This is a genomic window from Cognatishimia sp. MH4019, from assembly GCF_020177595.1.
Classification (GTDB): domain Bacteria; phylum Pseudomonadota; class Alphaproteobacteria; order Rhodobacterales; family Rhodobacteraceae; genus JAHTBL01.
The window spans coordinates 238979-263877 of the sequence record NZ_JAHTBL010000004.1; the positions used below are offsets into that span (position 1 = coordinate 238979).

Sequence of the window (24899 nt, forward strand, 5' to 3'; positions counted from 1 at the left end):
ACAAGCGCCTCAGAACGGCGCTTTCGCGCTGATCCGCATCCCCGCGCCACCATCGGGATGACGCAGCTGCAACGTCTCGGAATGCAGCATCAGGCGCGGGTGATCCAGCGCCGCACCGGTGGCATAAAACGGATCGCCCAATATCGGATGCCCCAGCGCCAGCATATGCACGCGCAACTGATGCGACCGCCCCGTCTTGGGCATCAACCGCACGCGTGTTTCCTCGTCCGACGCGCGCACAACGCGCCAATCGGTGACGGCGGCTTTGCCCGTCTCGTGACAGACTTTTTGTAGGGGTCGGTTCGGCCAGTCGACGATCAAAGGCAGATCAACAGTGCCTGTTTTCGGCTCCAACCGGCCGAAAACCCGCGCGATGTAAGTCTTCTTCGTCCCGCGCTTTTCAAACTGCAACCCAAGATGTCGCTGGGCATGTGGGCTTTTGGCAAAGACCATCACCCCCGAGGTGTCGCGGTCAAGCCGGTGCACCAAAAGAGCTTCGGGAAACACAGCTTGCACGCGGGCGATCAGGCAATCGGCAAGATGCGCCCCTTTGCCGGGAACAGACAGCAACCCGCTGGGTTTGTTGATAAAAAGCAGCTCATGATCGTCGTGCAAGATCTCCAGCGGGTCCTGCGGGGGGTCGTAGTCATCACTCATGGCTTTTGGGGTAGACCATCCGCGATCTCGTAGTAATCGCCCTTGTCGGCAACGAAGATATGCTTCTCCAAGGTCAGGCCGGTCGGGTTGTCGATGGCGCCCAAGGCAAAGCTCATCGTGTCCTCATCATGGGCTTTCCAGAACAGGGACGATCCGCAGACCGGGCAGAAACCGCGCTTGGCAGTGGGGGAGGCCTCATACCAGCGGAGCTCTCCGGTGATCGTGATATTGGCCTCGGGCGCGTAGCCTGATGACCACGCGTGGCCCGACTGTTTGCGGCACTGCCCGCAATGGCAGACCGAATAGCCTTGCGCCCCCTCGCCCACCTCGAATGTCACTGCGCCGCAAAGGCATGCGCCCTTGATCATGTCGCCCGTCCTGTCGCGCCCAGCGCGATCCCGTAGATGATGAAACAGGTCGCCATGATACGCCGGAACCAGACGTTCAGAACAGCCCCCATGGCAAGTTTTCCAAGACCCGCGCCAATGGCGGTATAGCCCGTGTAGCTGAGCGCGGTAATGGTTAACGCGGTGGGGACAATGACGCGCATCTGCTCCCAGATCGGGACGTCGGGCTGCACGAAGGCCGAGAAGCGGCGAGGTATCCGGCGACGCTTTTGGCATTGATCGTCGCGATCATCAGCGCGTGAAAATAGACAGAGCGGCCTGAGCGCGGTTCGGTGCTGACGGGTTTGCCTGCGTTCAGCCAACCGCGAATGCCCAGATAAATCAGAAAGCCCGCGCCGATCAATTTCGCCCAGAAAAACGCCATTGGCGAGGCAACGAGCAGGGCCGTGATGCCGAGCGCCGATAGCAACAGGAATGCAGTCGCTTGCGTCAGGATTACCAGCACACCCCACATCGCGCGGCCCATGCCAAGGGTCATGCCGTTCTGGATGCAGTTGACCGCATTTGGTCCCGGGGTCGTCACAAAGACCACCCAGAAAAGGGCGAAAACCGTCCAGCCCTCAAAGCTCATGCAAAGGCCGCTTTCAGAATCGCGGCAAGCGCATCGGCGTCGGTTTGCGTGAACGCGTCGGGCTGGTCGCTGTCTATATCGAAGACGCCCAGCAACGCGCCTTGCCCGTCGTGGACCGGCAAGACCAATTCCGAACGCGTGGAGGACGCGCAGGCAATATGGCCGGGAAAGGCGTCCACATCGGGGACAAGTTGCACCTGCCCCGTGCGCGCGGCGGCACCACAGACGCCTTTGTCGAAGGGAATCACAAGGCAACCATGGCCGCCTTGATAGGGGCCTATCTTCAGCAGATTCGGCTCTGTCACGCGGTAGAACCCTGTCCAATCGAAGCGGTCGTCCGAATGGTGCACCTCACAGGCGATGGTGGCCATTTTGGCGATCACATCGGTCTCGCCTTCGGTGAGAGCTGCGATGGTTTTCGCAAGGGAAGCGTGGTCGGCTGTCATGGACGCTCGATCGCGATGGCTGTGCCTTCACCGCCGCCGATACAGATAGCAGCGACGCCCCGTTTGAGGTCGCGTTTTTCCAATGCGTTCAGCAAAGTCACCATGATCCGCGCGCCGGAGGCCCCGATCGGGTGGCCCAGCGCGCAGGCGCCGCCGTTCACGTTCATCTTTGCGCGGTCGACGCCCATTTCGTGCATGAAGGCCATAGGGACAACGGCAAACGCCTCGTTCACTTCCCACAGGTCGATATCGTCTTTTGACCAGCCAATCGCCTTGAGCAACTTTTGCGCAGCAGGCACGGGGGCCGTCGTGAACAGACCCGGCGCTTGGGCATGGCTGGCATGCCCCATGATGCGGGCGCGGATGGGCAGGCCAGTGTCCTCAGACGCAAGGACCAACGCAGCAGCGCCGTCGGAGATTGATGAGCTGTTCGCGGCCGTCACAGTGCCATCCTTGCGGAACGCAGGTTTGAGCTGGGGGATTTTGTCGGGGCGGGCATTGCCGGGCTGTTCATCCTCGGCAATCACGGTCTCACCTTTTCGGGTTGTGAGAATGACAGACGCGATTTCATCGGCAAACGCGCCGGATTTCTGCGCCTCCAAAGCGTTGGAAAGCGAACCAAGCGCATATTCGTCCTGCGCGTCGCGCGTGAATTGAAACGCCTCGGCGCAATCCTCGGCAAAGGTGCCCATCAGGCGGCCTTTGTCATAGGCGTCCTCCAACCCATCGAGGAACATGGAATCCTGCACCTGTTGGTGGCCGATCCGCGCGCCACCGCGCATTTTGGGCAAGAGATACGGGGCGTTCGTCATGCTTTCCATCCCGCCGGCAATCATGGTGTCGGCATGGCCCAACGCGATCTGGTCAAAGGCCATCATCGCAGCTTTCATGCCCGATCCGCACATTTTGTTCAGGGTCGTTGCGGGGACATCCTCCCCAAGGCCAGCGGCAAAGCCTGCCTGACGCGCGGGCGCTTGGCCTTGCCCCGCAGGCAGGACACAGCCCATGAGGACCTCGTCCACGGTTTCGACACCGGCTTGCGCCATCGCGGCTTTTATTGCGGCGCCGCCCAGATCAGGCGCGCTTGCCCCCGCCAAAGCACCTTGAAACCCGCCCATCGGGGTGCGCGACGCACCAGTAATGACAACTTTACGCATTTTCTGGTTTCCTCCCGAGATATCCGCAAACCTTCGCTTAAGATTTGCGCAATATCCATGTCTGCAACAGTCCTGACCGGAGACAAAGCATGGACCTTGCAACAAAGCAATCAGGTGGCACGGTAACCGTCACTGTAGAACAGAACCGGATCGACTCTGCCGCGGCGGTGACCTTCAAGGATGCGGTGAAGGCCGCAGCACTGGATGCAAAAGACCGCGTGCTGCTGGATCTGGGCGCCGTTGATTTTGTCGATTCCAGCGGTTTGGGCGCGATTATTGCGGTGATGAAAACCCTGCCAAACGGGATACGGCTGGATTTGGCCAGCCTGCGCCCCCCGGTGGAAAAGGTGTTCAAACTGACCCGCATGGATTCGGTGTTCCGTATCTATCCTGACCTCGCAACGGCACAGGCAGATATCACGAAGTGACACAGACGGTGGGCGATATCCGGCTCTCCTGTCTTAGCACGGAGCATGGCGTGCGCGCTTTGCTGGAGCGTTTGATGCCGATGCTGCCTGATTGGGGCATTGGCAACGACGACGCCATGACGGTGGAACTGGTACTGGCTGAGACGCTCAACAATATTGCAGAGCATGCGTTTCCCACACAGGATGACGCCTTGATCGCGGTGCATCTCTGGGCAAGCGGTGATCAGTTTTATGTCGCCGTGCAAGATGATGGGCGGGCAATGCCCGGTCTGACCTTGCCGAAGGGCAGATTGCCCGACCACACTGTTGCACGCGAAGACTTGCCAGAGGGCGGGTTTGGCTGGTTTCTGATCAGGTCACAGACAGACAGGCTGGAATATCGGCGCGACACGTCGCGAAACCATCTGAGCTATTCGATTCGATTGTCCCGCCCCGCGCAACCTGTGCGCGACTGTTGTTGCGACACTCAAAGCAACGCGTTGCGTTAAACCGCATTGTTTCTGATTTGCATGGATCGTCGCGAAGAAACCTCAATTCGCTCAAAGACCAGCCCGAATGTCTGCGTATCAAAACGATGTAGCTGCATATAGCTTCACCTCGGCGTCGCGTTAACAGCCCCCACCCAGTGCGTGGCGCCGGGGTCTTACTTTTCGTCATATCTCGAATTTGAGCCTTGGCGCACTGCGCAACTTTCTAGTGGGTCTCCAGAAATCGCTTCTATGGGTACTGGTGACCGCTCAGAAGGGGACGGTATTCCGATTGTCTCATCGGCAAAAGGTCCTGCGCGCATACTGACGGCCTGCGACGAACGCGCCGATCCTTCCCCACACCTCATTGAACTCCGCTGTCGTCCCTCTACTATCCAATCACTGCGAGGGAGGACAGCAATGCGCGATTTTCAGACACCGGGCCGATCGGCCGTATTTGCGGGCAACGGCATGTGCGCCACCTCGCATCCGCTGGCCGCGAAGGTTGCTGTCCAAATTCTGGAATCAGGCGGCAATGCCGTTGATGCCGCCATCGCGGGCGCGGTGCTGCTGGGCTTTGCCGAACCGCAAATGACCGGGATCGGTGGCGACTGCTTTGTATTGCTGTCGCCTGCTGGCAGCGATGAGATCGTTGCGCTGAATGGCTCGGGCCGGGCACCGAAAGCGCTGGACGCGGCAGCCATGCGCGCCGCAGGTCACGCGACCGTGCCGCTTTACGATCCCGCTGCGGTCACGGTGCCGGGGGCGGTGGATGCGTTTTGCACGCTTTCCAAAGATTACGGGAAGGCGGGGCTCAAAGCCTCTCTCGCGCCAGCGATCCATTATGCAGAGGCAGGTATTCCCGTCGCCCCCCGCGTGGCCTTTGACTGGGCAGACGCCGTAGGCAACCTAAGCGGCGGGGCGCGCGATGACTTTTTGCTGAACGGCAAAGCACCGGTTGCAGGACAGCTGTTCCGTGCGCCGAAACAAGCCGAGGTCCTGCGCCGCATCGCGATGGATGGGCGCGCGGGGTTTTACGAAGGCGAAGTCGCAGAGGACATGGTGACCGCGTTGCAAGCGCGCGGCGGCGTCCACACGCTGGAGGATTTTGCCCAGACGCGGTGCGACTACACCGACCCGATCAGCGGTCGTTATAAAGATGTCGAACTGGTCGAGCATCCGCCGAACGGGCAAGGCGCAACGGCGATCCTGATGAACAACATCCTCAGCCAGTTTGATATCGCCGGGATGGATCCGTTTGGAACCCTGCGCACTCATATCGAGGCCGAGGCGACCAAGCTGGCCTATGATGCGCGCAATCGGTTTATTGCCGACCGAACCGCAAAGCTGGAGCATATGCTGTCGATGGAGACGGCACAGAAACTGGCTGCGTTGATCGACCCAAAGAAAGCGATGCAGGCAGCGGCCCCCCTGACCGAGGCAGTGCATAAAGATACGATCTATATCACCGTTGTCGACAAGGACCGGATGGCCGTGTCGCTGATCTATTCGATCTTTCACAGCTTCGGCTCTGGCATCGCCAGCGACAAATTTGGCGTGCTGTTTCAGAACCGGGGCGCTGGCTTCACGTTGGAAGACGGGCACCCGAATGAGGCGGGTGGCGGCAAACGTCCGATGCACACGATCATTCCGGGGATGCTGCGCGAGAACGGCAAAGTGACGATGCCCTTTGGCGTGATGGGCGGGCAGTATCAATCCAACGGCCATGCGCGGTTTATGTCGAATATGATCGATTTCGGGATGGACCCGCAAAGCGCGATTGATGCGCCGCGCAGCTTTTCGGATGCGAGCGACATGAAGGTCGAGCGGGGCTATTCAGACACGGTCCGGCAAGAACTGGCGGATCTGGGTCACGATGTCAGCATCCCCGACGGGCCGATTGGCGGCGCGCAGGCGATCAAAATCCATGCAGATGGCACGCTGGAAGGCGCGTCTGACCCGCGTAAAGACGGCTGCGCGCTGGGCTATTAATTCAGCTGGAAATGCAGCGGATACTGACCATCCTCGAACGGACCGAAAAGATCGTCGAGGTCGGGGTGATCCACGGGCTCGCCTGAGTAATCGGCAACGAGGTTCTGCTCGGACACGTAAGCCACGTAGTAGCTTTGATCGTTCTCTGCGAGCAGGTGATAGAAGGGTTGATCCTTCTTGGGACGCGCGTCTTCGGGGATCGCGTCATACCATTCCTCGGTGTTCGAGAATATTGCGTCGACGTCAAACACAACCCCGCGGAACGGATGTTTGCGATGGCGGACAACCTGGCCCAAGTGATATTTTGCGCGTGCTTTGTGCATAGTCAACAACCCCTGACATCGTTACTAGAGCGCCAGATGGCCCGTGTAAACGCGGCGCAAGGCGCTTTTGGGGAAACAGTCTGTGAACCTTGTTCTGACAGTTCTAGAGATCACCGCCCCGGTGTTCCTGTTGGCGGCGGTTGGTTTCACATGGGTGAAGTTGGGTTTTGAGTACCGGGTGGAGTTTGTCACCCGTCTTGCGATGACCCTGTCAGTGCCGTGCCTGATTTTCGTGGCGCTCATGCAGACCGAGGTTGATCCCCAGGCGCTGGCGGCACTTTCTTTTGCGTCTATAGTAACTTACGCGATCGTAACGCTGCTTTGCGCCGCCGTCGTGTTGGCCAATGGTTTAGACAGGCGCACCTATCTGGCGCCGCTGACATTCGGCAATACCGGCAATCTGGGCCTGCCTTTGGCGCTTTTTGCGTTTGGCGATACCGGGCTGGGATATGCGGTCGTGGTCTTCGCGATCATGGCGATTTATTCGTTCACCTTTGGCATCTGGGTCGTCTCGGGTGGCGGATCACCGCTTAAGGTGGTCAAGGAACCAATGGTTGGCGCCACAATTCTGGGCGCGATCTTTCTGTGGCAGGGCTGGGAGACGCCGACCTTTTTGACCAATACGCTTGATTTGATAGGCCAGATCGCCATCCCGATCATGCTGATTACACTGGGCGTGGCTGTCGCGCGATTGCGCCCCGGTCGGCTGGTGCAAGCGGTGTTGCTATCAACCATCAAGCTGCTGATTTGTGCGGCAACAGCTTATCTTGTTGGCGATTGGTTCGCATTGGACCCGGTCGCACTTGCGGTTCTGGTGCTGCAAGTCGCGACCCCCGTCGCCGTCACATCCTATCTGATTGCGGAAAAATACGGGGCCGATTCCGATGCGGTCGCAGGGCTTGTTGTCGTCTCGACGCTGCTATCGGTGATCAGCCTTCCGCTGCTATTGGCGTTTTTACTCTGATCTCACGGCTTTGTCGTTTTCAAGAGATCGCTTTTTGGCTAAACTGCGAAAAAACAAAGAGCGAGAGGCAGATGAGCAGAACTCTTCGCGCATTTATCCTATTGGTGTTGGTCGCGGCCTGTGGCAGCGGCAATCAATCTGGTGCGCCCCGAAACCTAGACAACGCGTGCTCCATTCTGGATCAGCGACCGACCTACCTGAATGCCTTCAAACGCACGGAGCGCCGTTGGGGCGTGCCGGTGCATGTCCAGATGGCGACGATTTATCAGGAAAGCAAATTCATCTCGGATGCGCGGACCCCGTTCCGCTATTCGCTGGGTGTGATCCCGATGGGGCGCCAAAGCTCTGCCTTTGGGTATTCACAAGCGCTCGACGGGACATGGGATGAGTACTTGGCCGAGACAGGCCGCCGAAATGCGCGGCGGGATCGCATCACCGATGCCACCGATTTCATGGGCTGGTATATGAACAAGACCCGCGACCGCAACGGCATTCCGCTGACCGACGCGCGCAACCAGTATCTGGCGTATCACGAAGGCCATACCGGCTTTGCGCGCGGCAGCTATAATAGCAAAGGCTGGCTAATGCGGGTCGCGGGCGAAGTAGGCCAGCGGGCGCAAAGCTATCAGTTTCAGTTGATGCGCTGTTCCTAGAATGCGGACCGGCCTCTGGGGTCGGCACGCTTTCGGGGTAGGTATTTAGAGACAAAAGAAAGCAGAGCGGCGCATTAAGGTTAATGCGCTGCTGACTTAGCGGCTTTGTGCTTCTTGCACGATATTGAAAAGGCGCGCGGGAAGGGTGACGCCTTTCTCAAGATCGCCCAGAACAACCGTGGTCTGGCCACCTGCATTATCGGTAATCACCCACTGGCGTAGCTCAACAGGGCTATCGGTGAACACCATCTGAATGCTGCCATAGTCGGGATTCTCAGGGTCTTGCGCTGTCACGGTGGTCGAGGTTCCATCGTAGCCATGGCCCGTCACCATCTGCGCCTGCGCAAGGTTCACGTTGCGCTGCAGGATAATCGACAGGGGTGTACGGCTCAGCGGATACTGCTCTGGCGGCTGGTTGGAGCGTGCATCAAAGACGGCGACCTGCCCCCCACCGGCCATCACCAAAGACGCCTCGGGCGGGTTGTATTCAAAGCGCACACGGCCGGGACGTTTGATATAAATCGTCCCGGTCGAGATCGTGCCATCCCCATTGATCTGGGTGAACGCACCTTTGGCGGTTTGCAGACCGTTGAGATAGTTTGAGATGGCGTTCAGCGACAGCTTCTCGGCCTGAGCAGGCAGAGCAAGCGAGATACCCAGAAGGGCTGTGGCAATAAAGCGTTTCATAAGAACCATATAATTGCTTGCGCGACGATACGCACCTGTCGAACCCTCACATCGCCGCGAGGGTTCCGCGATATAGGCGCTTTATTGCTGTTCTGGCACGAGGATTTCGCGTTTGCCTACGTGGTTGGCGGCGGTCACAAGGCCTTCATCCTCCATCTGCTCAACCAGACGGGCGGCTTTATTGTAGCCGATCGCCAACTTGCGCTGGATGTAGGAGGTGGAGCATTTGCGATCCTTGATCACGATGGCCACGGCCTGATCGTATAGCGCGTCCTCGCCATTGGTGTTGCCACCAAGGCCAAGCACCATGTCGATATCGCTTTCCTTGTCCTCATCCGGGCCGTCGACAACGCCGTTCATGTATTTCGGCGGGCCAAAGGCTTTGAGGTAGGTCACGATTTCCTCGACCTCTTCATCGGAACAGAACGGCCCGTGCACGCGGGTGATCTTGCCGCCACCGGCCATGTAGAGCATGTCGCCCATGCCCAGAAGCTGCTCGGCCCCCTGCTCACCCAGAATTGTGCGGCTGTCGATTTTGGAAGTCACCTGGAAGCTGATCCGGGTCGGGAAGTTGGCCTTGATCGTACCGGTGATCACATCGACGGAGGGACGCTGCGTGGCCATGATCAGGTGGATGCCCGAGGCACGTGCCATCTGCGCAAGACGCTGGATGCAAGCCTCAATCTCTTTACCTGCGACCATCATCAGGTCGGCCATTTCATCTACAATGACAACGATATAGGGGATCGTTTCGGGCGCGAATTCTTCGGTCTCGAAGATCGGTTCGCCGGTGTCTTCGTCAAAGCCGGTCTGTACGGTGCGCTGGAACATCTCACCAGCGGCAAGCGCTTCGCGGACGCGGCCATTATAGCCGTCGATGTTGCGCACGCCCATTTTGGACATCTTGCGATACCGTTCTTCCATCTCGCCCACGACCCATTTCAAAGCCACCACGGCCTTTTTCGGGTCCGTCACCACGGGCGACAGAAGATGCGGAATGCCGTCATAAACGCTAAGTTCCAACATCTTCGGATCGATCATAATCAGGCGGCATTCCTCGGGCGTGAGCTTGTAGAGGAGCGACAGGATCATGGTGTTGATCGCCACGGATTTACCCGAGCCGGTCGTCCCTGCGATCAGGAGGTGGGGCATCTTGGCAAGGTTCGTGACAATTGGATCACCGCCGATATCCTTGCCCAGCGCGAGGGGCAGCTTCATGTTGCTGTCGCCAAAATCACGCGCGCTGAGGATCTCGCGCAGGACAACCTTTTCGCGGTTCTCATTGGGCAGTTCGATCCCGATGACCGAACGGCCCGGCACAGTGGAAACACGCGCAGACAGCGCGGACATGGAGCGGGCGATATCATCGGCCAGACCAATCACGCGGGAGGCTTTGAGACCCGGCGCAGGTTCAAGCTCATACATGGTCACAACCGGGCCGGGGCGGACCGACACGATCTCCCCCTTCACGCCGTAATCATCAAGGACGTTTTCCAGCATCCGCGCATTCTCTTCGAGCGCTTCGTCAGACAGATGATGGCGCTGCACCTCAATCGGGTTCGTCAGAAGGTTCAGCGGGGGCAGTTCGTAATCTGCCATGTTGTCTTCAAATTGAAGTGCTGGCTGGGCTTCCGCCTTGGCTTGACGTGAGGGGGTCACGGCTTTCTTGGGGGTGTGTTGCACGCGGGTTTGCGGCTCAACCGCGGCGGCCTGCGGGATTGGTGCAGGCGCGTCTTCGGTCTCAAACAGAGGCTCGGCGGTAAGCGGTTTCTGCTCGGGCATGTCCACGCGGCTGACACGGGTCAGCGACAAGGCTTGGGGGGTGGACGTCACCGGCGGCTCGGCGGGCATATCAGCCATACGCGGCGCAGTATCGGCAATCAGCGGTTGCGGGCCACGACCGCGGGTCAGCGACGGCTCCACCCGTGGCATGGCTTGGCCGGGCGACTGGCGCACACGCGATTTGATCGCGTCCGAGATGCGCGCTTTGATGCGATCATCGCTGTTGGCGTAGTCGATGTCGGGCGCATATTCCTGCTCGGGCAGTTCAGGCTCGGGCAGAGGATCGGCAGGCTTAATCAGCTTGGCAACGCCCGCCAACAGGCCGGTTTTCGGCTGTGGTTCGGAGACCGGTTCAGGCTGCACAGCAGGGCCAACTTGCGGCATCGGCTGCATGTGTGGCGTTTGTTGAACGGGTGGCTCAGGGCGGATCACGGCAGCTGGCCGCGGCTGCATCGCCGGTGTTTCATCATAGATAACAGCGTCTTGCTGCATCGCTTGCTCTTCGGCCAGACGGGCTTTGCGGGCCGCTTGTGCCTCTTGCATGCGGCGGGCCTGGCCCACGGCACCAGAGGCCCCTTTGCCCAAAAGCGTCATGATCTGGGCATAGGCAATCACAAGGCCCAGCGCCATAAAGCGGAAGAGCGTCCGGATTTCAGGGCGGGTGAAGCCAAGGACAAATGCGCCCAGCGTCAGCACACCGACGCCTGTCGCAAAAGACACGAATTTGACGGTAAAGCCCGCGCCGAAGGGCAAAATGCTGAGCAGCATCGACAGGACGGTATCGCCGAAAAGCCCCCCCACACCAAAGCTGTGGGTCCATGTGGCAGGCGGTGTCAGCGTGGCGGCATAGATGGATCCGACGGCAATCGCGATGGGAAAGAAGATCAGACGGGACAGCGCGCGGTCTTCGCCGCGGTGCAAGGCAAAACGCAGGCCCCAGGCGATAAAGATGAATGCGATGGCCCAGGCCCCTTTGCCGACAATCATCAGCAGCGGCGCGGCAAGCGAAGCACCAAAGCGACCCAGCATGTTTTGCACAGGCTCGTCGGTGACGGCCATCCAGTTGGGATCTTCCGGCGAATAGGACCAAAGCATCGCAGCGGTCAGCGCGCCGATCGCCAATAAGGTAAGGCCAATCAGCTCTTTACCGCGTTTTTCAATCGCGGCTTGCATGTTGCTGTCCAGAAGCGGATCGCGCCCGCGCGTTTGATATGCCATGCCTACCTCGTCAGTCGTATAAACAGGATCGCAGCCTTGTCAGCCCGTCCCGCGTTTCATTGATTGGGGCCACCAAGGCGACCCGGATATAGCCTGCGCCGGGGGTGATGCCCCCAACCTCGCGGCTCAGATATGCACCCGGCAGAACCTTGACGCCTGTTTCCTGCCACAGCTTGACTGTGGCTTTTTCGCTGTCCTCGACCGGAAGCCACAAGAAGAATCCAGCCTCTGGCGCGTGGTAAGAGTTGAGGCCAGCAAAGACCTCATCCGCTGCGTCGAACTTCGCTTTGTAAAGCGCGCGGTTTTCGATGACATGCTGTTCATCCGCCCATGCGGCTTTGGCCGCGTGCTGTAATGGCAGAGGCAAGGGGGCTCCAGCATAGGCGCGCAATTGCTTGATGCGGCGCATGTTCTCAGGGCCGGAGGCAACAAAGCCAGAGCGTAGCCCCGGCAGGTTCGAGCGTTTGGAGAGCGAATGAAACACGACGACCCGTTCGGGGTTCGCGCCGGTTTCCTTGACCATTTGCAGGCCGCCTACAGGGGCCGTGTCACGGTAAATCTCGGAATAGCACTCGTCAGCGAAGATGATGAAATCGTGCTTTTCCGCCAAAGCCAGTAGGTCGCGCCAATAGTCAGGCGAGGCGACAGCCCCTTCGGGATTGGTGGGCGAGCACATGTAGACGATGGCGGTGTTGTCCAACACATCCGCTGGTTGGCCGGCGAAATCGGGCAAGAACCCGTTCTCTGCCAAAGCAGGAATATAGTGCGGCGTGGCCCCCGCCGCTTTGGCCGCGACGCCGTAGACCGAGTAAAACGGGTTCGGCACAAGCACATTCGTGTCTGGAGGGCAAAGCGCAAGACAAGCGTTGAACAGCCCTTCGCGCGTGCCATTGAGCGCCATGATCTGTGTCTCGGGATCAAGGGTCGCGCCGAAGCGGGTTTCGATCCACTTGGCAATCGTCTCAAGCAGTTCGGGAAAGCCGTCATTGGGGGGGTAGCTGTTAAACCCGGCGGCATTTTCCTGAATGATATCGGTGATCCATGCAGGAAAAGCGTGTTTCGGCTCGCCAATGGTCATGAGCGTTTCCGGGCCACCCGGCGCAATGCCGTTCAGCAAAGACCGCAGGCGCGGCCAAGGATGGTCCGGAAGGGCGGCGAACCGCTCAGGATAGATCATTACTGCCTCAAGATCGGGGTCATTAACGCCCCGTTTGAGATCAAGTTACCCGCCGGGCGGGCGTGCGTCCAGAAAAACGGTGCAAAAAGAAGCGGCTGCGGGAAATTTCTGTGGCATTTAGGCCAAAGCGGCCTCGGCAGCGAGGCTGAGACGGAGCAGGCGTTCCTCGGAATGGGGCGCGCCCATGAGCATGATGCCCGTCGAGGGCAGGCCCGTAGGCAGCGTGACGGCACACAGCCCCATCAGGTTTCCGATGCGCGTATTGCGCAGCGTCAGCAAGTTTTCTGTGACGAAATAGTCGTGATCTTTGGCAAGACGCTCTGCATTGGGCGGCATGATCGGGCAGCTTGGGATCAGAACCGCGTCGAAGCCAGCAGTCGCTTTGAGATAGGCGGCGCGGCAGCGGTCGATGGCTTGCCACGCGGCGACGTAATCAGCGGCCATGACCGTTTTGCCGATGCGGAAGCGTTGCAGGATTTCAGGGAACATCGCGTCGGGGTTCGCTTCGATCACGTCTTTCCAAGTGCCATAGGCTTCGGCAGTGAAAAGTGGCGAGGCAAGCGCCATCGCCTCGGCCACTTCGGGGATGTCGATATGGGTGATCCGCGCGCCTGCATTTTGCAGGCGAATGTATGCGCTGTCGAACCCGGCGCGGGGCTGATCGCGAATATCGTCGAAAGCGCTAGTGTCGAGGATCGCGAAATGGCGGTTCTCTAGGGTTGTGGGGCTGGTATCGATGGGCTTGGTGCCTTCGAGAGCCGCGAGCATAAGGGCCGCGTCTTCGACCGTGCGGGTCAGCGGGCCAACCGTGTCGAATTTGGGCGCAAGCGGGACGACGCCTTGCGCAGAGACACGGCCAGCGGTGGTTTTCAGGCCGACGAGATCATTCCAGCAGGCAGGCACACGAACGGAGCCGCCGGTATCAGAGCCAATCCCGGCGGCGGCTAGACCGAAGGCGACAGAGGTCGCGGCACCGGAGGAGGACCCGCCAGAAACGGTATTTTCGTCATTGATATTGGGCGGCGAGCCGGTGACGGGGTTGAGGCCAAGACCTGAAAACGCAAGCTCGGTCATGTGGGTTTTGCCGAGGCAGACAAGGCCCATTGCAGTGGCGTTGCGCAGCACTTCGGCGTCATGATCGGGCGTGCGATCTTTCAACAAGGCGCTGCCCGCTTCGGTTGCTACACCGGCCGTGTCGAAGAGGTCTTTCCACGAGATCGGCACGCCATCGAGAAGCGAGCGACGCTGACCCAAAGCGGCCCGCTCTTTGGCGGCTTGTGCTTCGGCCATGGCGCGCTTGGCTGTGACGCGCGCATAGATGCGGTCACGGTGGGGGTGCGCGTCGATGGCGTCCAGATAGGTCTGGGTCAGGGCCACCGGGTCAATCTCCCTTGCCGCTATGCCGCGCCCCAGATCTGCGGCGCTTTTGGTCAGCCAGTCGTCCATGATGCCCTCCGGTTTTGCGGGCACGGTAGCGGCAGCGCAGCGCATGGACAATCCCGCCCGCGCGCCCATATTGCGGGGCATGGACACAGATATCATCATCGTGGGCGGTAGCCTGAACGGCACCGGCTTGGCATTGGCCCTCGCACAAGGGGGCTTTCGCGTGGCGATGATCGACGCGCTGCCCAAAGCGACCCGCAAAGCCAAGACCTTTGACGGGCGCAGCTATGCCTTGGCGCTAGCCTCGAAACGGCTGCTGGAGGCGGTCGGAGTGTGGGAAACCGTAGCGCCTGACGCGCAGCCGATGCTGGAGATCAAAGTCACAGACGGGCGCGCGGGCGAGGCCCCTTCCCCGCTGATGATGCATTTCGATCACGCGGAGATCGAGGAAGGCCCGATGGGCTTCATGGTCGAGGATCGCAATCTGCGCCGCGCCTTTCTGGATGCTGTCGAGGCAGAGCCAAAGATCACGCATTTGGCGAAAGAAACGGTCGTTGCGCAGGAGGTGTCGGACACAGGCGTGAGCGTCACGCTGGCCTCGGGCAAGACGCTGACGGCAACGCTTCTGGTGGGTGCTGATGGACGGCGCAGCGGCACAGCGGAACGTGCGGGGATCAAGCGGAACGTGACCGAATACGGCCAAACCGCGCTGGTCTGCGCGATCAAGCATGAGAAACCCCATGGCGGTGTTGCGCATCAGTATTTCATGCCGCCGGGGCCGCTCGCGATTTTACCGCTGACGGGGGATCGCAGTTCAATCGTGTGGAGCGAGACGTCGGCCCGCGCCGCTGAGATCAACGCGTTGGATGATGACAGCTATCTGGATGTGCTACGCCCGCGTTTTGGCAATTTCCTCGGGGAGATTTCGCTGACTGGCGACCGCTATACCTACCCGCTGAACCTGACGACGGCACAAAGCTTTATTGCAGATCGCATCGCCTTGGTTGGCGATGCCGCGCAAGGCATGCACCCGATTGCGGGGCAAGGGCTGAACGCGGGCCTGCGCGATGTGGCCGCTTTGGCCGAGGTGTTGACGCTTGCACGCAGGCGCGGGCAAGACATCGGGTCGCCAATCACGCTGGAGGAATACCAGCGCTGGCGGCGCTTTGATCGAACTATGTTGGGGCTCGCGACAGACACGTTCAACCGATTGTTCTCAAACGATAATACTGTTTTGCGTATCGGGCGCGATCTGGGGATGGGGCTTATCAATGCCGTCCCACGCTTGCGCCGCAGCTTCATTCGGGAGGCCGCGGGTCTGACCGGGGATTTGCCAAAACTGCTTCAAGGCAAACGCGTCTAGTCGAGGACGCGCGCCTCGTCGACCAGCATCACAGGGATACCGTCGCGGATCGGGAAGGCAAGGTTGGCTGATTTCGAGATCAGCTCTTGCGCCTCGGCGTCGTATTCCAACGTGTTGTGGGATTGCGGGCAGACCAGCGCCTCTAACATATGGCGATCAAAGACGGGACCGTCGCTCACTGGATCATCTCTTCGTTCGAGCCGCCGCGCAACGCAAACTCGATCAGGGTGACAAGCGTTTCCCGGCGGGTCGAAAGTGACGGCGCTTCCAGCAACGCCTGTTTGTCTTCGGGGTCAAACGGGCAAAGCATCGAGAGCGAGTTGATCAGCAACTCGTCCTCGGCATCCTTGAGATTGACCCAATCGGTCGACAGGTCCTGATCTGCGAAATACCGTGCAAGCAGATCGAGAAACGTGTCTCGATCAAAGCCTTTGTCATGCTCAACCGGTCCTTGGTCCCGGTCAAATCCGGTCCAGGACACGTCGCATTTGCGGTAGGGCGAAAAACCCGACACTTCTTTGACGACGCGAAAGCGCGACATGCCGCTGAGCGTAATCATATAGCGCCCGTCATCGGTCTCGCTTAGCGCCGTGACGCGACCTGCGCATCCAATGTGATGGAGCCTGTCTTGATCGGACCCGGGCACGCGGTGCGGTTGGATCATGCCGATCAAACGCGTGGAGGTTTTCAGCGCATCATCAATCATCGCGAGGTAACGCGGCTCGAAGATATGCAGCGGAAGACGGGCACGAGGCAGCAAAAGCGCGCCGGGCAGGGGGAACACTGGAATCGTGTCTGGCAGGTCGGCAGCTTTTATTATCATTTTAGTCAGGTAGCCCGTGTGGCGCCTCAGGCAAATATCAGTGACGAGAGTTTGCGACGTCCGTTCAATGCAATCGGGTCTTCGGGCTTGAGCGCATCGAAAATCGTGAAGAGCTGGGCCTTGGCGGCTCCGTCATTCCACTCCCGATCACGGCGGAAAATTTCGAGCAGTTCCGTCACTGCTTCCTCGGTCTGACCAGAGGCATGAAGAGCTGTAGCCAGATCAAAACGGGCCTGGTGATTGGCTGGATCAGCCTCGACTGCCGCTTTCAATTCACCGACAGGGCCAGCGCCTGCAGCTTGCTTGGCCAGTTCCAACTGCGCATGGGCTGCTTCCAGCTCGGGCGCGTCTGCGATGTCGGCAGGGGCGCCGTTCAAGATCGCCTCGGCCTGATCCAGATCGTCCAGCGCGAGATGGGCGCGAACCAGACCGCCATAAGCCGCTGCGTTGTTCGGGTCTTCACCAAGAATAGCGGCAAAGGTTTGCGCGGCATCCGTTGCGGCCCCTTCGGCCAGCATCCCTTCGGCCGCCTCAATCGCATCAGCAAGGCCATTGTCAGGCTCGCCTGCCAAAGCGGCCACGCGCTCGACAAAAGCGTTCACCTCGGATTGGGCGACAGCGCCTTGAAAGCCATCCACGGGCTGACCCTGATAGAAGGCATAAACCGTCGGGATCGACTGGATTTGCAGTCGCGCTGCAATCTGCTGCGCCTGATCGACATCGACCTTGGCCATCTTCACGCGCCCGCCCGCCGCGGTGACGGCGGCCTCAAGCTGGGGTCCAAGCGTCTTGCACGGCCCACACCACGGTGCCCAGAAATCGACGATCACCGGGACCGTCTGACTTTGCTCGACCACGTCCGCCATGAACGTCGCTTCGGTCACATCTTTGATAAGATCGGTTGCGGGCGCATCTGCGCCACCGGTGCCGCCAAGTTCCAGCATGGGTTCTGTCCTTAAATTCCGTTGCCCTTCATATGTGAGGGCAAGGTGTGATTGTCAAAGGTCGAAGGTCGCGAAAACCGGTGCGTGGTCACTGGGCTTCTCCCAACCGCGAACGTGACGCAGGACGCGCGACCCGTGGCCCGCATTCGCAATATCATCAGTTGCCCATACGTGATCGAGGCGGCGACCCTTGTCTGCCGCGTCCCAATCTTTGGCGCGATAAGACCACCAACTATAAAGCGGGCCGTCAGGAATATCCTTGCGGGTGATGTCGACCCAGGCACCAGCGTCCTGCGCAGCACCCAAATGGTCAACTTCAATCGGTGTATGGCTGACCACCTTCAAAAGCTGCTTGTGCGACCAGACGTCATCCTCGCGCGGGGCGATGTTCAGATCGCCCACAAGGATCGACTTTTCGGGCTTTTCCGCATGAAACCAATCCCGCATCTCGGTCAGAAAATCGAGCTTTTGGCCGAACTTCTCGTTCACCTCGCGGTCAGCGACATCGCCCCCGGCAGGCACATAGTAGTTGTGGATCGTCACGCCATTCTCAAGCGTCGCTGCCACATGGCGCGCATGGCCCATGCCGACGAAATCGCGGTCACCCGCATCGGTTATCGGCAGTTTGGACAGGATGGCCACGCCATTATAGCCCTTCTGGCCGCGTGCGACCATGTGGGTATAGCCCAAAGCTGCGACGCCATCGGTTGGGATCTTCTCAACCGGGCTTTTGCATTCTTGCAGACAGAGCACGTCAGGTGCTTCTTCTTCGAGTAATTTCAGAACGATCGGCTCGCGCAGGCGCACGGAGTTGATGTTCCAGGTGGCAAGGGTAAAGGGCATGAAATCCTCCGGCAGCAGCTGGACAAGAAGGCCCATAAAAAAAGGTCGGGCGCAAGGCCCGACCAAGTCCAACAGGGAGGTTCCGTCTTTAACCCAGGACGGAGAGGGTAACCGTTAGATAAGTCCTACACATTTCTTTACGAGCGATTCATTGACTTGGATCAAGCCACAAGCCGATATCCGCCACTTTCCGTGACAAGCAGCCGTGCGTTGCTGGGATCAGGCTCGATCTTTTGGCGCAAGCGATAGATATGCGTCTCCAGCGTGTGGGTCGTGACCCCCGCGTTGTAGCCCCACACCTCATGCAGCAGCACATCGCGCGCCACGACACCATCGGTCGAGCGGTAGAGGAACTTGAGGATGTTTGTCTCTTTCTCGGTCAGGCGCACTTTACGCTCGTCCTCGGTGACCAGCATCTTCTGGGCAGGCTTGAACGTATACGGCCCAAGCTGGAAGACAGCGTCTTCGGACTGTTCGTGCTGGCGCAGTTGGGCGCGGATGCGGGCCAGAAGCACCGGAAATTTGAACGGTTTGGAGATGTAATCGTTGGCACCGGCATCAAGGCCCAGGATCGTATCGGCGTCGCTGTCATGGCCGGTGAGCATCACCACCGGGCATTTCACACCCTGCTTGCGCATCAGGCGGCACAGCTCGCGACCATCTGTATCGGGCAGACCCACATCGAGGATCACCAGATCGAACAGGCCGGCTTTCACCTGCTCCATCCCTTCGGCACCGTTGCCACCTTCAAAGACGTCGAAGTCTTCCGTCAGCATCAGTTGCTCGGCAAGCGCCTCGCGCAGGTCGTCATCGTCATCGACTAGAAGTATGCGTTTCAGTTGGGCCATAATCGTGGTCCTCCGGTTGCGATTGATCTTCACATGGAAGCGATTTCGCATTTCGGCAAGAATTGCTGCACTTCCTCACGCTCTCGTGTCGGAATGCAGGTAAATGTTTCAAGTTCCGGCGAAGCCGCGTAAATATGCACCAACTCTTCGAGGATCTTTCACATGAGTCTCAGCCCCAACACCACCGATCTGATTGCCCGTGCCCGCGCTGACCTGCGTATGGGCGTACCTGTCGTTCTAAGCGGAGCGCAGGACGTCCTGGTGCTCGCAGCCGAAACGCTTAGCGCGGGGCGATTGGCCGATTTTCGCGCGTTGGGGGGCACGCCTTGGCTGGTGGTGACCAGCTGGCGGGCGCAGACCCTGAAAGCGCGCGCTTATGATTGCGACTTGGCGCGGATCGCACTGCCGTCTGATGCGCCCTTGTCTTGGGTGCAGGCAGTCGCGGACCCGGCAGATGACCTGAACACCCCGATGAAAGGGCCATTGGTCACGGCGCGTGAAGGCGATGCAATGGGCGCACGCGCTGCGATTCATCTGATGAAAGAGGCGCGGTTGCTGCCCGCTGCGGTTGTTCTGACGCTCAGCGATGGCGCGGCCTTTGCTGCGGCGCACCAGTTGACCATCGCGCCGCAAAGCGTCGTGCTTGAGACGGAAGCCGCCCCTTTGTCGCCTGTGATCAGCGCCCGCGTGCCGCTTGAGGTATCAGAGGCCGGGCGGCTTCATATCTTCCGCCCCGATGATGGGTCTGAAGAACACTACGCGATTGAGATCGGGCAACCGGATCGCAGCGTCCCTGCCCTGACGCGCCTGCATTCGGCGTGTTTCACCGGCGACCTGCTGGGATCTTTAAAATGCGATTGCGGCCCGCAATTGCGCGGCGCGTTGGCGCAGATGGGGGCCGAAGGCGCAGGCGTCCTGCTCTATCTGAACCAAGAGGGGCGCGGCATCGGGCTGACCAACAAGATGCGCGCCTATTCCTTGCAGGATCAGGGCTTTGATACGGTCGAGGCGAACCACCGTCTAGGTTTTGAGGATGACGAGCGTGATTTCCGAATCGGTGCGAACATCTTGAAAAAGATGGGGTTTTCATCGGTGCGTTTGCTGACGAACAACCCCGCAAAGGTCGCAATGATGGAGCAATCAGGGATCGCCGTTGCCGAGCGTGTGCCTTTGAAAGTCGGTGAGAATCGCCACAACGCCGCCTATCTGGACACCAAAGCAAAGAAATCCGGGCATATTCTGTGACGCCAGATGATCTGGTTTTGACCAAACGCGGACTGCGCTTTCGGGGCCGGATGTTTCCATGCACCATCGGCAAAGGCGGCATCCGCGCGGATAAACGCGAAGGCGATGGGGCGACGCCTGTGGGCGTTCACCGCATCGTTGGCCTGCTCTATCGTCCTGACCGTATGGCGCGACCGGCAGATTGGGGGGTGCCGATCCGGCCCGGTGATCTCTGGTCAGATGATATGCGCGATCAGGACTATAACCTGATGGTCCGCGCGCCGTATCCCCATAGTCATGAGGCGCTCCGCCGCGCAGATCCGCTTTACGATATCGTGCTGGTTACCGACTGGAACTGGCCTTATGCAGAACGCGGGCGTGGATCGGCGATCTTCCTGCATCAATGGCGTAGGCCAGGGTACCCTACCGAAGGCTGTATCGCCTTTCGCCGCAATCACTTGCGCTGGATCGTCTCAAAAATTCGCTACGAGAGCCGGGTTATCGTACCTCAGCTATAGGTGCGTTCGCCAAAAATCGCGGAGCCGACGCGGATATGGGTGGCCCCCAAGGCGATGGCACGCTCAAAATCGCCAGACATCCCCATGGAAAGCCCGGTCAAACCGTTCCGTTTGGCGATCTTTGCCAGAAGCGCGAAATGCAGAGACGGCTCTTCGTCCACCGGCGGGATGCACATCAAGCCCTGAACAGGCAGATCAAGGTCGCGACACTCCTGAACAAACGCGTCGGCATCTGCGGGCATAACGCCTGCTTTCTGGTCTTCCTCGCCGGTGTTCACTTGCAGGAACACATCTGGGCAAGTGCCTATTTCTTGCGCAAGTCGGGCAAGGGTCTTGGCGAGTTTCGGACGATCCACCGAGTGAATCGCCTCAAAAAGCTCCATCGCCTGACGCGCCTTGTTGGTCTGCAAAGGGCCGATCAGATGGACCTGAATGCCATCAAATTGCTCACGAAAGTCAGGCCATTTTCCAGCCGCTTCCTGCACGCGATTCTCGCCATAAAGGCGATGCCCTTCTTGCAAGACGGCCTCGACACGGGCGTTCGGCTGCACTTTGGACACGGCAATCAGATGGGTTGATCCGATCTCGCGACCCGCGTCTTTCTCTGCTTTTTCAATGCGTTGTTTGATATCGTCTAAAGACATCCGCCCTCCTCCAAAGCTTCGATCAGCGGGGCCAGCTCTTTCTCATAGCGCTGCCACGCATTTGTGGAGGACGCATAAATCGGCTGGCGCACTTGATGCAAGCTAAGCGTTTTCACCTTGCGATCCGTCTGATGGAAGTTGAGGCAAGCCTCCTCCCAGTCAAGACCGCAGGCAGCAACCAGTTTGCGGGTCTCAACCTCGGGGTTTGCGATCAAGTCTTCGTAGGCAACCTCGTAGATCGCATCAGGGATGCGGGCTTTCCAGAAAGCGATCATGCGCTCGTAAAGCGCGATATACTGACCGATGACGCGTAGATCGGTGGCATAGCGATGGGTGCCTGCAGTGAAGTAATTCTTGTAGATCGACAGACCCACATCGCGCGGATCGCGCTTGACGATAACAAATTTCGCACCGGGGATCGCAAGCTGCATCAGGCCCATAACCATATAGCTCTGGATCGACTTGTCGGTCGCAATGTCATGTGGACCAATCTTGCGACGCAGTTCTTTTTCGTAGGCGAAACCAAGGTCTGCGATGGCTTTGGGCGTGGGGCCCCTGCCGCCGTTCTCAAATTCGATGGCCTGATAAGCGAGCTTGAGCGCGATGGCCAACTCGCCACCGCCCGTCACGCGACTATGGCTTGCGAGGATTTGTTCGATCAGCGTTGTACCAGAACGTGGCATGCCAGTGATAAAGATCGGTTGCGCGCTGGTCGTCTTTTCCAATTCAGAAGGCGTCCAGTCCTCAAAGAGACGGCAAACCGTATCGATCTCTGCCTCGCGGTCTGACATTTGGAAGGGAAATGCATTTGCCATCAGCGCATTCGCAGGATCGAGATAGCGGAACACCTGATCATACTGGCCGGTATCCTCCATCACTTTGGCCAACGCATACCCCAAATTAGCACGCCCTCGATCATTGAGTTTGACGCTTTCCCATGCGGTTTTCATTGTTGGGATCAGTGGATCATCCGCGTTTAGTTTCTTGGTGGCAAGGAAGACGCGATAAAGCTCACCGTCATTAGGATCATTCGCAAGAGCAGCGCGAAACTCTGCCTCCGCCGCATCGAATTGGCCTGCGCGTTGTAACAAAAACGCCTTATCCGCGCGGGGTTTTGCGTCGTGGGGGCGCAACGCGATGAGCTTGTCATAAAGCGGCAGGGCCGCCGCGTCTTTACCGGCTTGATGCAGCGCCCCCGCATATGCCGCAATCACACCAGGTTCGGACGGGCGCAGTTTGTAGGCGGCGGCGAACCGCGTGGTCGCCTCAACCCCGTTGCCTTGACGAGCGGCGATCTGTCCAAGTTGGAACTGCGCTTCGGCAACTTTGGGATTGGTTTTCAGGATGAGGCGAAACTGCTTGGCAGCTGCGTTCAAGTCGCCAGCGCGCGCCAGCTTGGACCCTTTTTCAAAGAGCGCTTGAACGGATTGTTTTGGTGCCATGATAGGAGCCTCCTGCTTGCGTTCTTGTGAACGCCTTGGCCCCAAAAGAAAAGAGCGGGCACAAGGCCCGCTCTTCCCTAAGCTATGCTTGGCGTTCGATTAGAACGACAGGCCCAGACCGAAGGAGTAGGTCGAGGACTCGTCGTCGTCGTCGCGGCCCAGCGAAGTCGCCAGATCGTCGTCCAGGTCGTAGGACGAGTTGCCGTAGCCGAGGTGAACAACTGCACCGCCGCCCAGGTCGTAAGCCACGGACAGACCGTAACCTTCAACCGTTGCGTCGCCGATGTCGCCCAGATCGTCGATCTCGAACACACCGTAGTTTGCGTGCAGGGTCAGAGCGCCGGTTGTGTAACCAACACCAACACCAACGTGCTGGATGTCAGCTTCCAGGCCGTCGTCATCATCAACGTCCCAGCTGTTATAGGTCATACCAGCGGTCAGGCCATTGGTGAACGCCGCGGAGATCGAAACACCGATGGCGTCCGTGTCACCCAGAGTTGCTTCCAGATCGCCCGTGTCGTCGTAGGAACCCAGGTCGATCTCGTAACCACCAGCTGCGAACTGGTAACCAATGCCGAGGCTCAGAGCAGCGCCACCCAGGTCGGTGTCGTACTTGAAGCCCAGAGCGTAACCGGTGTCGCGCTCGCCATCATCGTCGCCATCGTCGTCGCTGTCGTCGGTCTCAGCCGAGATTGCAACACCGAAGTCGCCGAAGGAATAGTCGTAACGAGCGATCTGGCCGTCATATGCGCCGTCCAGGTAAGCACCGAGGTAACCAGCGTGCGTGGTTTCGTCGTCGTCGAGCGAACCGCCGTTGCCGTTGTTGCCAGCGTCAACCAGAGCCCAGTCCAGAGCGCCATCGGTGTCACCCATCGTCAGCGTGCCGAAGCCGCCGGAGATGAAGATCGTTGCGCCACCGTCGTCGGTGTTGTCGTCGGAAGCAGCCGAACCGTCGCCACCTTCGTCCAGATCGACGGATGCGCCGAAGGACAGACCGCCGTCGGTTTCACCAGACATGGTGAATGTAACGTCGATGTCGGTGAAGAAGTCAGCGTTGTTCTCGTCGGAACCGCCTTCGATACCCATTTCGGCACGGCCGGTCAGGGCGACATCTGCAACAGCCATGCCAGCGAAGGCAACCAGAGCTGTCGAGAGGAGAAGAGTCTTTTTCATGTTTTCCCTCGTTTATCTAAAAGGTGCACTCAAAACGGGGAACTCCGATTTGAGAATGAAGTCTGTCTCTCTCTTTCGGGGTTTGATTGCAAGAAAGCCTTGGCCTCGTGGATTCAACAAACCGCACTCTGGTGCATCTTTGCCACAAGTCTGTTTGGCCCCCTTTATATAATGGCATCAACTAAACCTTGTCGCGCAAGGCAGGCTTGGGTAGGTAATGCGAAAGACAACAACTGGGGTCGGGTGGTCTCACCGTGTATATCAAACAGATTTTCGCAGCCATTCTAATGGCTTCCATGGTTGCCGGATGCAGTGGCGGTATCGGAAGCGGCGGCTTTGGCCGTGCGCTGGACCGCAGCGATGCGTCCGAGATTGATTTGAACCCGGACGGGCGCACACGCTCTTCAACGATTTGGGATCTGTTCGGCAACAATGACGATCCAAATGTCACCGTGAAGGTGAACAAGTATATCTGGAACGCATCGCTGGATGTTTTGAACTTCATGCCTGTTCAGGCCGCTGATCCGTTCACAGGCGTTCTGGTCATGGGCTTTGGCACACCGCCCGGCGGTGGCCGCGCCTATCGCGCTACGGTTTACGTTCAGGATCCGGCACTTGATGCCCGTTCGCTTGTGCTGTCTCTGCAGACCCGTTCGGGCCCTGCGGACCCTGACACCGTGCGGGCTGTCGAGGATGCGATTCTTACGCGGGCGCGCCAGCTTCGTCTACGTGACGACGCCCTCTAGACCGTTTAGCCCACTCGAA

Annotated in this window: 26 protein-coding genes and 1 pseudogene; 9 read left to right on the forward strand and 18 right to left on the reverse strand. The window is 59.2% G+C overall.

Annotated features, from left to right (window positions below; genetic code table 11):
• Nucleotides 1-9: 9 nt before the first annotated feature.
• The 5 genes and pseudogenes from KUW67_RS09305 to KUW67_RS09325 all read right to left on the reverse strand — a co-directional run bounded on the left by KUW67_RS09305 (nucleotide 10) and on the right by KUW67_RS09325 (nucleotide 3238).
• Nucleotides 10-657, reverse strand: a complete 648-nt coding sequence (locus KUW67_RS09305) for an RluA family pseudouridine synthase (RefSeq protein WP_224825013.1) — start codon at nucleotides 655-657, stop codon at nucleotides 10-12.
• A complete protein-coding gene (locus tag KUW67_RS09310) occupies nucleotides 654-1025 on the reverse strand; it encodes a GFA family protein (RefSeq protein ID WP_224825014.1) in 372 nt (123 codons plus the stop codon). The genes KUW67_RS09305 and KUW67_RS09310 overlap by 4 nt, the downstream gene beginning before the upstream one ends.
• Nucleotides 1022-1635 (reverse strand): annotated as a pseudogene (locus tag KUW67_RS09315) (LysE family translocator). The gene KUW67_RS09310 and the pseudogene KUW67_RS09315 overlap by 4 nt, the downstream one beginning before the upstream one ends.
• A complete protein-coding gene (locus tag KUW67_RS09320) occupies nucleotides 1632-2081 on the reverse strand; it encodes a GAF domain-containing protein (RefSeq protein ID WP_224825015.1) in 450 nt (149 codons plus the stop codon). The pseudogene KUW67_RS09315 and the gene KUW67_RS09320 overlap by 4 nt, the downstream one beginning before the upstream one ends.
• Nucleotides 2078-3238 (reverse strand): acetyl-CoA C-acyltransferase, encoded by a 1161-nt coding sequence (locus tag KUW67_RS09325; protein WP_224825016.1) that lies wholly within the window; start codon nucleotides 3236-3238, stop codon nucleotides 2078-2080. Before KUW67_RS09325 ends, KUW67_RS09320 begins: the two co-directional genes overlap by 4 nt.
• Nucleotides 3239-3327: 89 nt before the next feature.
• Between KUW67_RS09325 and KUW67_RS09330 the strand changes: the two genes are divergently transcribed.
• From KUW67_RS09330 to KUW67_RS09340, 3 genes are all read left to right on the forward strand, one after another.
• The gene (locus KUW67_RS09330) at nucleotides 3328-3666 is read left to right on the forward strand and encodes an STAS domain-containing protein (protein WP_224825017.1); all 339 of its coding nucleotides are present in this window, start codon (nucleotides 3328-3330) and stop codon (nucleotides 3664-3666) included.
• Complete coding sequence (locus tag KUW67_RS09335; RefSeq protein WP_224825018.1) at nucleotides 3663-4154, forward strand: ATP-binding protein; 492 nt, start codon at nucleotides 3663-3665, stop codon at nucleotides 4152-4154. The genes KUW67_RS09330 and KUW67_RS09335 overlap by 4 nt, the downstream gene beginning before the upstream one ends.
• Nucleotides 4155-4553: 399 nt before the next feature.
• Nucleotides 4554-6125: a gamma-glutamyltransferase family protein gene (locus KUW67_RS09340; RefSeq protein ID WP_224825019.1), complete on the forward strand. Its 1572-nt coding sequence runs from the start codon at nucleotides 4554-4556 to the stop codon at nucleotides 6123-6125.
• Here the strand turns inward: KUW67_RS09340 and hspQ are convergent.
• Nucleotides 6122-6448 (reverse strand): heat shock protein HspQ, encoded by a 327-nt coding sequence (gene hspQ / locus KUW67_RS09345; RefSeq protein WP_224825020.1) that lies wholly within the window; start codon nucleotides 6446-6448, stop codon nucleotides 6122-6124. The two genes, KUW67_RS09340 and hspQ, sit on opposite strands and share 4 nt — an antisense overlap.
• An 82-nt stretch (nucleotides 6449-6530) precedes the next feature.
• Between hspQ and KUW67_RS09350 the strand changes: the two genes are divergently transcribed.
• Together KUW67_RS09350 and KUW67_RS09355 are read left to right on the forward strand one after the other, a co-directional pair.
• Nucleotides 6531-7412: an AEC family transporter gene (locus tag KUW67_RS09350; protein WP_224825021.1), complete on the forward strand. Its 882-nt coding sequence runs from the start codon at nucleotides 6531-6533 to the stop codon at nucleotides 7410-7412.
• A gap of 71 nt (nucleotides 7413-7483) precedes the next feature.
• On the forward strand, nucleotides 7484-8065 hold the full coding sequence (locus KUW67_RS09355) for a lytic transglycosylase (protein WP_224825022.1): 582 nt from the start codon (nucleotides 7484-7486) through the stop codon (nucleotides 8063-8065).
• A 96-nt stretch (nucleotides 8066-8161) separates the two neighbouring features.
• Here KUW67_RS09355 and KUW67_RS09360 read toward each other — a convergent pair whose 3' ends face one another.
• The 4 genes from KUW67_RS09360 to KUW67_RS09375 all read right to left on the reverse strand — a co-directional run bounded on the left by KUW67_RS09360 (nucleotide 8162) and on the right by KUW67_RS09375 (nucleotide 14375).
• Complete coding sequence (locus tag KUW67_RS09360; RefSeq protein WP_370634941.1) at nucleotides 8162-8752, reverse strand: outer membrane lipoprotein carrier protein LolA; 591 nt, start codon at nucleotides 8750-8752, stop codon at nucleotides 8162-8164.
• 81 nt (nucleotides 8753-8833) lie between these two features.
• Nucleotides 8834-11752, reverse strand: a complete 2919-nt coding sequence (locus tag KUW67_RS09365) for a DNA translocase FtsK (protein WP_224825024.1) — start codon at nucleotides 11750-11752, stop codon at nucleotides 8834-8836.
• A gap of 10 nt (nucleotides 11753-11762) precedes the next feature.
• Nucleotides 11763-12929 (reverse strand): aminotransferase class I/II-fold pyridoxal phosphate-dependent enzyme, encoded by a 1167-nt coding sequence (locus KUW67_RS09370; RefSeq protein WP_224825025.1) that lies wholly within the window; start codon nucleotides 12927-12929, stop codon nucleotides 11763-11765.
• Nucleotides 12930-13046: 117 nt separating this feature from the next.
• The gene (locus KUW67_RS09375) at nucleotides 13047-14375 is read right to left on the reverse strand and encodes an amidase (RefSeq protein WP_224825026.1); all 1329 of its coding nucleotides are present in this window, start codon (nucleotides 14373-14375) and stop codon (nucleotides 13047-13049) included.
• Between the two features lie 43 nt (nucleotides 14376-14418).
• On the opposite strand from KUW67_RS09375, the gene KUW67_RS09380 reads away from it, so the two are divergent.
• Nucleotides 14419-15675, forward strand: a complete 1257-nt coding sequence (locus KUW67_RS09380; protein ID WP_224825027.1) for an FAD-dependent monooxygenase — start codon at nucleotides 14419-14421, stop codon at nucleotides 15673-15675.
• Here the strand turns inward: KUW67_RS09380 and KUW67_RS09385 are convergent.
• The 5 genes from KUW67_RS09385 to KUW67_RS09405 form a co-directional block, all read right to left on the reverse strand.
• Entirely contained in the window at nucleotides 15672-15824 is a 153-nt protein-coding gene (locus KUW67_RS09385) for a Trm112 family protein (RefSeq protein WP_224825150.1), read from the reverse strand. The genes KUW67_RS09380 and KUW67_RS09385 overlap by 4 nt on opposite strands.
• A gap of 26 nt (nucleotides 15825-15850) precedes the next feature.
• Nucleotides 15851-16498, reverse strand: a complete 648-nt coding sequence (locus KUW67_RS09390; protein WP_255596772.1) for an LON peptidase substrate-binding domain-containing protein — start codon at nucleotides 16496-16498, stop codon at nucleotides 15851-15853.
• A gap of 26 nt (nucleotides 16499-16524) precedes the next feature.
• Nucleotides 16525-17442 carry a co-chaperone YbbN gene (locus KUW67_RS09395; RefSeq protein WP_224825028.1) on the reverse strand — a complete coding sequence of 306 codons (918 nt, stop codon included), beginning with the start codon at nucleotides 17440-17442 and terminating at the stop codon, nucleotides 16525-16527.
• Between the two features lie 54 nt (nucleotides 17443-17496).
• Entirely contained in the window at nucleotides 17497-18285 is a 789-nt protein-coding gene (locus KUW67_RS09400; RefSeq protein WP_224825029.1) for an exodeoxyribonuclease III, read from the reverse strand.
• Nucleotides 18286-18446: 161 nt separating this feature from the next.
• Complete coding sequence (locus KUW67_RS09405; protein WP_224825030.1) at nucleotides 18447-19133, reverse strand: response regulator transcription factor; 687 nt, start codon at nucleotides 19131-19133, stop codon at nucleotides 18447-18449.
• A 162-nt stretch (nucleotides 19134-19295) separates the two neighbouring features.
• On the opposite strand from KUW67_RS09405, the gene ribA reads away from it, so the two are divergent.
• Together ribA and KUW67_RS09415 are read left to right on the forward strand one after the other, a co-directional pair.
• Nucleotides 19296-20378, forward strand: a complete 1083-nt coding sequence (ribA, locus tag KUW67_RS09410) for a GTP cyclohydrolase II (protein WP_224825031.1) — start codon at nucleotides 19296-19298, stop codon at nucleotides 20376-20378.
• Complete coding sequence (locus tag KUW67_RS09415; RefSeq protein WP_224825032.1) at nucleotides 20375-20875, forward strand: L,D-transpeptidase family protein; 501 nt, start codon at nucleotides 20375-20377, stop codon at nucleotides 20873-20875. The genes ribA and KUW67_RS09415 overlap by 4 nt, the downstream gene beginning before the upstream one ends.
• Here KUW67_RS09415 and KUW67_RS09420 read toward each other — a convergent pair.
• From KUW67_RS09420 to KUW67_RS09430, 3 genes are all read right to left on the reverse strand, one after another.
• Nucleotides 20866-21519, reverse strand: coding sequence for a YggS family pyridoxal phosphate-dependent enzyme (locus KUW67_RS09420; RefSeq protein ID WP_224825033.1), 654 nt, complete (start codon nucleotides 21517-21519; stop codon nucleotides 20866-20868). The two genes, KUW67_RS09415 and KUW67_RS09420, sit on opposite strands and share 10 nt — an antisense overlap.
• Entirely contained in the window at nucleotides 21510-22961 is a 1452-nt protein-coding gene (locus tag KUW67_RS09425; protein WP_224825034.1) for a sulfotransferase, read from the reverse strand. The genes KUW67_RS09420 and KUW67_RS09425 overlap by 10 nt, the downstream gene beginning before the upstream one ends.
• A gap of 99 nt (nucleotides 22962-23060) precedes the next feature.
• Nucleotides 23061-24134, reverse strand: a complete 1074-nt coding sequence (locus KUW67_RS09430) for a porin (RefSeq protein ID WP_224825035.1) — start codon at nucleotides 24132-24134, stop codon at nucleotides 23061-23063.
• A gap of 287 nt (nucleotides 24135-24421) precedes the next feature.
• Between KUW67_RS09430 and KUW67_RS09435 the strand changes: the two genes are divergently transcribed.
• Complete coding sequence (locus KUW67_RS09435) at nucleotides 24422-24880, forward strand: DUF3576 domain-containing protein (RefSeq protein WP_255596789.1); 459 nt, start codon at nucleotides 24422-24424, stop codon at nucleotides 24878-24880.
• The last annotated feature ends 19 nt before the right edge of the window (nucleotides 24881-24899 follow it).

Excerpts from the sequence above, each read along its gene's own strand:
- KUW67_RS09320 (WP_224825015.1), bottom strand. The coding sequence starts at position 2,081 with ATGACAGCCGACCACGCTTCCCTTGCGAAAACCATCGCAGCTCTCACC.
- KUW67_RS09330 (WP_224825017.1), top strand. The coding sequence starts at position 3,328 with ATGGACCTTGCAACAAAGCAATCAGGTGGCACGGTAACCGTCACTGTA.
- KUW67_RS09380 (WP_224825027.1), top strand. The coding sequence starts at position 14,419 with ATGGACAATCCCGCCCGCGCGCCCATATTGCGGGGCATGGACACAGAT.
- KUW67_RS09385 (WP_224825150.1), bottom strand. The coding sequence starts at position 15,824 with ATGTTAGAGGCGCTGGTCTGCCCGCAATCCCACAACACGTTGGAATAC.
- KUW67_RS09420 (WP_224825033.1), bottom strand. The coding sequence starts at position 21,519 with ATGTCTTTAGACGATATCAAACAACGCATTGAAAAAGCAGAGAAAGAC.
- KUW67_RS09435 (WP_255596789.1), top strand. The coding sequence starts at position 24,422 with ATGGCTTCCATGGTTGCCGGATGCAGTGGCGGTATCGGAAGCGGCGGC.
- KUW67_RS09405 (WP_224825030.1), bottom strand. The coding sequence starts at position 19,133 with ATGGCCCAACTGAAACGCATACTTCTAGTCGATGACGATGACGACCTG.
- KUW67_RS09360 (WP_370634941.1), bottom strand. The coding sequence starts at position 8,752 with ATGAAACGCTTTATTGCCACAGCCCTTCTGGGTATCTCGCTTGCTCTG.
- KUW67_RS09400 (WP_224825029.1), bottom strand. The coding sequence starts at position 18,285 with ATGCCCTTTACCCTTGCCACCTGGAACATCAACTCCGTGCGCCTGCGC.
- KUW67_RS09395 (WP_224825028.1), bottom strand. The coding sequence starts at position 17,442 with ATGCTGGAACTTGGCGGCACCGGTGGCGCAGATGCGCCCGCAACCGAT.
- KUW67_RS09430 (WP_224825035.1), bottom strand. The coding sequence starts at position 24,134 with ATGAAAAAGACTCTTCTCCTCTCGACAGCTCTGGTTGCCTTCGCTGGC.
- KUW67_RS09305 (WP_224825013.1), bottom strand. The coding sequence starts at position 657 with ATGAGTGATGACTACGACCCCCCGCAGGACCCGCTGGAGATCTTGCAC.
- KUW67_RS09355 (WP_224825022.1), top strand. The coding sequence starts at position 7,484 with ATGAGCAGAACTCTTCGCGCATTTATCCTATTGGTGTTGGTCGCGGCC.
- KUW67_RS09340 (WP_224825019.1), top strand. The coding sequence starts at position 4,554 with ATGCGCGATTTTCAGACACCGGGCCGATCGGCCGTATTTGCGGGCAAC.
- ribA (WP_224825031.1), top strand. The coding sequence starts at position 19,296 with ATGAGTCTCAGCCCCAACACCACCGATCTGATTGCCCGTGCCCGCGCT.
- hspQ (WP_224825020.1), bottom strand. The coding sequence starts at position 6,448 with ATGCACAAAGCACGCGCAAAATATCACTTGGGCCAGGTTGTCCGCCAT.
- KUW67_RS09425 (WP_224825034.1), bottom strand. The coding sequence starts at position 22,961 with ATGGCACCAAAACAATCCGTTCAAGCGCTCTTTGAAAAAGGGTCCAAG.
- KUW67_RS09365 (WP_224825024.1), bottom strand. The coding sequence starts at position 11,752 with ATGGCATATCAAACGCGCGGGCGCGATCCGCTTCTGGACAGCAACATG.
- KUW67_RS09390 (WP_255596772.1), bottom strand. The coding sequence starts at position 16,498 with ATGATAATAAAAGCTGCCGACCTGCCAGACACGATTCCAGTGTTCCCC.
- KUW67_RS09370 (WP_224825025.1), bottom strand. The coding sequence starts at position 12,929 with ATGATCTATCCTGAGCGGTTCGCCGCCCTTCCGGACCATCCTTGGCCG.
- KUW67_RS09310 (WP_224825014.1), bottom strand. The coding sequence starts at position 1,025 with ATGATCAAGGGCGCATGCCTTTGCGGCGCAGTGACATTCGAGGTGGGC.
- KUW67_RS09375 (WP_224825026.1), bottom strand. The coding sequence starts at position 14,375 with ATGGACGACTGGCTGACCAAAAGCGCCGCAGATCTGGGGCGCGGCATA.
- KUW67_RS09325 (WP_224825016.1), bottom strand. The coding sequence starts at position 3,238 with ATGCGTAAAGTTGTCATTACTGGTGCGTCGCGCACCCCGATGGGCGGG.